Here is a 7,167-nt window from a genome sequence, read left to right on the forward strand (position 1 = left end):
CGCGCCGCCGCCGGCGGCGGCGGCCGAGGCGAGCAGCCAGGAAATCGCCATCATCGGCCTGGCCGGGCGCTACCCGCAGGCGCCGACGCTGGAGGCGTTCTGGGACAACCTGCGCAACGGCCGCGACTGCATCAGCGAGATTCCGCCGGAGCGCTGGGACCACCGACCGTACAGCGAAGCCGGCGCGCGCGTCAGCGGCAAGGGCTATTGCCGCTGGGGCGGCTTTCTCGCCGGTGTCGATGAATTCGACCCGCTGTTCTTCAACATCTCGCCGCGCGAGGCGGCCGTGCTGGATCCGCAGGAGCGGCTGTTCCTGCAGACCGCCTGGGACACGCTGGAGGACGCCGGCTATACCCGTGCCGAACTGCGCGAGACGGTGCACGGCAATGTCGGCGTGTTCGTCGGCGTGATGTACGAGGAGTACCCGTTCTACGGCGTCGAGGCGCAGCAGCGCGGCGAGGCGGTCAGCCTGGCGGGCAGCCCGGCCTCGATCGCCAACCGTGTGTCGTACTTCTGCGACTTCAACGGCCCCAGCATGGCGGTGGACAGCATGTGTTCGTCGTCGCTGACGACGATACACCTGGCCTGCGAAAGCCTGCGCCGTGGCGAATGCGCCGTGGCCCTGGCCGGCGGCGTGAACCTGTCGCTGCACCCGAACAAATACCTGGGGCTGCAGCAGGGCCAGTTCTCGTCGTCCACCGGGCGCTGCGAAAGCTTCGGCCGCGGCGGCGACGGCTATGTGCCGGGCGAGGGCGTGGGCGCGGTGCTGCTGAAGCCGCGCGCCCAGGCCGAGGCCGACGGCGACCACATCTACGCCCTGGTACGCGGCAGCGCGGTCAACCATGGCGGCAAGACCAACGGCTATACCGTGCCCAATCCCCAGGCCCAGGGCCAAGTGATCGCGCGGGCGCTGCGCCGCGCCGGCGTGGAGCCCGGCTGGATCAGCTATGTCGAGGCGCACGGTACCGGCACTTCGCTCGGCGATCCGATCGAGATAGCCGGCCTGAGCCGGGCCTTCGGCGGCGACGCGCTGCCGCGCCAGTCCTGCATCATCGGCTCGGTCAAATCCAATATTGGACATTGTGAAAGCGCGGCCGGCATCGCCGGTGTAACCAAGGTGCTGCTGCAGTTGCAGCACGGCCAGATCGTGCCCTCGCTGCATTCGGACGTGCTGAACCCGAACATCGATTTCGCCGCCTCGCCGTTCCGCGTGGTGCAGTCGCTCAGCGACTGGCCGCGGCCGGTGCGCGAAATCGACGGCGTGCAGCGCGAGCTGCCGCGCCTGGCCGGTATCTCGTCCTTCGGCGCGGGTGGTTCCAACGCCCACGTGGTGATCGAGGAATACCGCGCCGCCGGCCGCAGCGCGGCCGGCAGCGGCCAGCCCCAGGCCGTGCTGCTGTCGGCGCGCACCCAGGAACAGCTCAATGCGCGCGTGCAGGCGCTGCTCGCGGCAGTGCAGAGCGGCCGCTACGACGACGCCGACCTGGCCGACATCGCCTACACCTTGCAGGTGGGGCGCGAACCGATGAGTGAGCGTGTAAGCCTGCTCGCCGACGGCATCGCCGTGCTGGTGGAAAAGCTGCAGGGCTACCTCGACGGCAAGGCCGAGCAGCTGGACGACATCTACCTGGGCCAGGCCCGCGCCAACCGCCAGGCATTGGCGGCGTTCGCCGGCGACGGCGAGTTCCAGGAGACCGTGGCGCGCTGGATCGAGCGCGGCCGCCTGGCCAAGCTGGCCGAGGTCTGGGCCACGGGCCTGGACCTGGACTGGCGCGCACTGCACCGTGGCGAACCGCGCCGCCGCCTGCCGCTCCCGGGCTATCCGTATGCGCACCAGCGCTGCTGGGTCGAGACCCGGCCGGTCACGCTGGCCGCGGCGGCGGTGGCGCCGCGCGCGGCGCTGCACCCGCTGCTGCAGCAGAACACCTCGGACGTGGACGGCCTGCGCTTCAGCTCCCGCTTCGACGGCGGGGAATTCTGGTTCGCCGATCACGTCATCGGCGGCCGCCGCCTGCTGCCTGGTGTCGCGATGCTGGAAATGGCCCGCGCCGCGGCGGCGCAGGTGCTGCCCGCGGGCGAGACCGTGCGGCTTGGCCAGGTGGTCTGGCTGCGGCCGCTTGCCGCGGACCCGGGCGTGCAGGTGCATGTCGATTTGCAGCCGCAGGCTGCCGGCCAGCTCGCGTTCGAGATCTATACCGATGCCGCCGACGGCGTCACCCTGCATTGCCAGGGCCTGGTGCTGCGGCAGCCGGCCAGCACGGCGCCGCAGCTGGACCTGACCGCCATCGAGCAGGCCTGCAGTGCCGCAACGCTGGATGCGGCCGACTGCTACCGGCGTTTCGCCGCCCTCGGCATGGACTACGGCCCGGCCCTGCAGGCGCTGCAGTCCCTGCATATCGGCGGCGGCCAGGCGCTGGCGCGGCTGGTGCTGCCGGCGCCGGTCGCGGCCGGGGCGGATGAATTCGTGCTGCATCCCAGCCTGCTCGATGCGGCGCTGCAGGCCATGATGGGCCTCGCCGAGGACAGGCCGGCGGCGCAGACCCAGCCGATACTGCCGTTCGCCGTGCAGTCGCTGGAATGGTGGGACGGCACGCGGGACGTGGTGCGCGTGTTTGCGCGGCCGGCCGCGGACAGCACGGCCGGCGTGCTGCGCGTGGACCTGGACCTGGCCGATGCCCAGGGCCGCGTCGGCGTGCGCGTGCGCGGACTCAGCGCGCGCACGCTGGCACCGCAGGGGCCGCAGGATCCGGACCCGGGCCGGGCCACGCCTGCAGCCGCGGACGTTGCGACCGTGCTGCTGCAGCCGCAGTGGAAACCGGCGCCGGCGCTTGCCGTGCCGCTGCCCGCGCTGCAGCGCGAAGTCGTGCTGTGCGGCTTCGGCGAGGACATGGCCGCGGCCGTGGCCGAGGGCGGTGCCTTCGCCGCCTGTGCGGGCGTGGCCGGTGACGGCGACATTGCGCAGCGCTTCGGGCGCTGCGCGCAATTCCTGCTGCAACAGGTGCAGCGCATTGCCGCGCAGCGCCAGTCCCTCCCGGTGCTGCTGCAAGTGGTCGTGCCCGAGGAGGCGGCTGGACTGGCCGGCCTCGCCGGTCTGCTCAAGTCGGCGCAGCAGGAAATCAGCCACTGCCAGTGCCAGCTGCTGCTGGCCCCGGCGCAGGCCGGCCCGGCCGGGCTGCGCCAGTTGCTGCAGGAGAATGCGGCAGCCGGTCCGGCCGAGATCCGCGGCAGCGCCGATTCACGCCAGCGGCGTGAATGGCTGCCCTGGAACGGCGAACTGCCGCGCGAACTGCCCTGGCGTACCGGCGGCGTCTATCTGATCAGCGGCGGCGCCGGCGGCCTGGGCCTGCTGTTCGCGGCCGAAATCGCGCGCCAGGCGCAGGGCGCGAGGCTGGTGCTGACCGGGCGCTCGGCACTGCAGGCCGCGCAGTTGCAGGCCCTGCAGGCGCTGCGCGAGCAGGGCGCCGAGGTCGACTATCAGCGGGTCGATGTCAGCGACGGTGCGGCGGTGGCTGCTCTTGTCGATGGCATCGTCGCGCGCTACGGCCGTCTCGACGGCATTCTGCACAGCGCCGGCGTGGTGCGGGACCGGCTGCTGCAGAAAAAGACAGCGGACGATTTCGCCGCGGTGCTGGCGCCCAAGGTCGCCGGTCTGGTCAACCTGGACCAGGCCAGCGCCGGGCTGGCGCTGGATTTCCTCGTCGCGTTTTCGTCGATCGCCGGTGCATTGGGTAATCGTGGACAGGTGGACTATGCCGCTGCCAATGCGTTCATGGACGCCTACATGAGCCACCGCGCCGCGCTCGCCGCCCAGGGACAGCGCCAGGGCCGCAGCCTGTCGCTGGGCTGGCCGCTGTGGCGCGAGGGCGGCATGCAGGCCGATGCCGCGACGCAGGAGCAGGCGCGTACGCGCTACGGCCTGCTCGCGCTGGATACGGCCGCGGGCCTGGCCGCGTTCTATCGCGCCCTGAACGGCGCCACCGGCGAGCTTCTGGTGCTGCACGGCGAGGCGCAGCGCCTGCTGCCGGGCGCGCCGGCGCCCGACGACGGTGCGGCAAATGCCGCGGTGCCGGCCGCCGCAGCGTTTTCCTCCGCGCCGGCGGGAACTGCGCTGGCAACCGCCGTGCCGCCGCCTGCCGCGGCCAATTCCGCCGTGCCGCCGGCAGCGGCCGGTGCTTCCGCGGACGGGCGCCTGCTGGGCCTGCTGCTGGACGATGTCTCGCAGCTGCTGCGCGTCACGCGGCATGAGCTGGACAGCGACACGGAACTGGGCGAATACGGCTTCGATTCGATCACCCTGACTGAATTTGCCAACCGCCTGAATGCGCGTTTCGGCCTGGAACTGATGCCGACCGTGTTCTTCGACCATCCGACCCTGCGCATGCTGAGCCGGCATCTGGCCGAACTCGGCGCTGCGGCGGCGCTGCCGGAAACGCCGGCGGCGGTCGCGGCAGACGCACCGGCCGCGGCCAGCATCGCGCTTGCGGCGGTGCCGGCGGCTGCCGCCGTGCAGGACGCGCCGCTTGCTGCCACGGGCGGCCGGCGCCGGCGCGGCGGCTGGTCCGTGGCCGCGCATGCCGCTGCGCCGGCGCCGTCCGCAGCGCTGCCGTCCGCCGCCGCACCCGCTGCGCCGGCGGCTTATCCGGCTGCAACGCCGCCGCCGTCTGCGGCACCGGCTGCCGCGCGCGAGCGCGTCGCGGTAATCGGCATCAGCTGCAGCTTCCCGGGTGCGCCGGACCTGGCCACGTTCTGGGACAACCTGCGCGCCGGCAGCGACTGTATCGGCGAAGTGCCGCTGTCGCGCTGGGACTGGCGCGCGATCTACGGCGATCCGCAGACCGAAGCCAACCGCACCAACGTGAAATGGGGCGGCTTCATCGACGGCGCCGACGAGTTCGATCCGCTGTTCTTCGGCATCTCGCCGCGCGAAGCGGTGCTGATCGATCCGCAGCAGCGCCTGATGCTGCAGCACGCCTGGGCCGCGATCGAGGACGCCGGCTACGCGCCGTCGCAGCTGTCGGGCAGCCAGACCGGCGTGTTCGTCGGCACCGGCATCACCGGCTACGGCGAGGCGCTGGCGGGCTCGGACCTGGATATCGAAGGCTATTCCTCCACCGGCATCGTGCCGTCGGTCGGGCCCAACCGGGTCAGTTTCTTCCTCAACCTGCACGGCCCCAGCGAGCCGATCGAAACCGCCTGCTCCTCCTCGCTGGTCGCGGTGCACCGCGCGCTGCAGGCACTGCGCACCGGCGGCTGCGAGCTGGCCCTGGTCGGCGGCGTCAACACCATGCCGTCGCCGCTGGCGCACATCAGTTTCAGCAAGGCCGGCATGCTGGCCGCGGACGGGCGCTGCAAGACCTTCTCCGACCGCGCTGACGGCTACTCCCGCGGCGAAGGCGTGGGCATGCTGCTGCTCAAGCCGCTGGCCCGGGCCGAGGCCGACGGCGACCGCATCTACGGCGTCATCATCGCCAGTGCCGAGAACCATGGCGGCCGCGCCAACTCGCTGACCGCGCCGAACCCGCGCGCGCAGGCGGAACTGCTGAGGACCGCCTACCGCGAAGCCGGCGTCGATCCGCGCAGCATCACCTACATCGAGGCCCACGGCACCGGCACGGAGCTGGGCGATCCGATCGAAGTGAATGCGCTCAAGGCCGCTTTCGCCAGCCTGCATGCGGAGGCCGGCGTCGCGGTGGTGCCGCAGCGCTGCGGCCTGGGCACGGTCAAGAGTGCGATCGGCCACCTGGAACTGGCCGCCGGCGCCGCCGGGCTGATCAAGCTGCTGCTGCAATTGCAGCATCGTACGCTGGTGAAAACGTTGCATTGCGAGCGCATCAACCCGTACATCGACCTGAGCGGTTCGCCGTTCTACATCGTGCGCGAGAACCGCGACTGGCCGGCCGCGACGGACGAACAGGGCAGGGCGCTGCCGCGCCGCGCCGGCGTCAGTTCGTTCGGCTTCGGCGGCGCGAATGCGCATGTCGTAGTCGAGGAATACCTGGCACCGCCCTCCGCGCCCGCCGTCCCTGGCACGGGGCCGGCCCTGGTCGTGCTGTCGGCGCGCACGGCCGAGCGCCTGCGCGCGCAGGCACTGCGCCTGGCCCAGGCCCTGCGCGCCGGCCGGCTGGCCGGCGCGGGACTTGCCGACATTGCCTACACCAGCCAGGTCGGCCGCGATGCGATGGACGAACGGGTGGCCTGGGCGGTCGGCAGCGAGGCCGAACTGCTGCAGCAGCTGGACGCCTTCATCGCCGACGCGGATGCGCCGGTCCCGGGCCGTTTCCGCGGCCAGGTGCGGCGCAGCCGCGAGGAAATCGCGCTGTTCAACGGCGACGACGATCTGCAGCGCGCGCTGGCGAACTGGGTCGCCCGCGGCAAATACGACAAGCTGGCGGAACTGTGGGTGAAGGGCCTTGCCGTGGATTGGCGCGCGCTGCACGGCACGCCGCCGCCGCGGCGCGTGAGCCTGCCGACTTATGCCTTCGCACCCGAGCGCTACTGGCCGCAGGCCCGCGCCGCGGCGGCGACGCCGCTGTCGGCCGCCGCGGCGGTGCAGACGCCGCCCGCGGGCGAGCCTGCGCCTTCGCCGGGCGCCACGCCTTCGCCGTCCGCCATCGCGGCAGCAGCGCAACCGCAGCCGGCTGCCGGCAGTGCAGACCCTGCGCCGGCCGCCGCAGCAACCGCCGGCACCGGCCCGTCGACCGCCGATCAGATCGCCGATCTGGTCTGCCGCCACCTTGGCCTGGCCGCTGCGCGCATCGACGAGCATGCTGCGCTGGATGAGTACGGGCTCGATTCCATAGGCGCAACCACGCTGCTGGGGCGCATCAAGGAACTGATCCCCGACGTGCTGGAAACCCTGTTCCTGGAGCACTCGACCCTGGCCCAGGTGCGGCGCTATATCGACCAGCATCACCGCGATGCGCTGGCGCCGCCGCCGGCTGCTGTGCCGGCCGGCAACGCCGGCGCGGCATCGGCGGCGGAAGCTGCGCAGCCTTCCGGCGGCGCGGCCGCGGTGCCGGGCAGGTCCGTGTCCGCAGCGGTCCAGGCCGCAGCGGTCCAGGCCGCAGCGGTTTCGGCGCCGGCAGCGGCCCCGGCGGCGTCGCAGGCCCCGGCGGCGTCGCAGGCCGCGGCAACCCCGCCGCCTGCGGCTGCGGCGGACGCCCAGCC

At 72.5% G+C, this 7,167-nt stretch carries 1 protein-coding gene; it reads left to right on the forward strand.

All coding sequences use genetic code 11. The features are described from left to right. Positions 1-7,167, forward strand: a 7,167-nt coding sequence (locus NM961_RS23625) for an SDR family NAD(P)-dependent oxidoreductase (protein WP_255916892.1), incomplete at both ends; no start/stop codon positions are given.

Origin of the sequence: Tahibacter harae (genome assembly GCF_024437735.1) — a bacterium.
Lineage (GTDB): Bacteria > Pseudomonadota > Gammaproteobacteria > Xanthomonadales > Rhodanobacteraceae > Tahibacter > Tahibacter harae.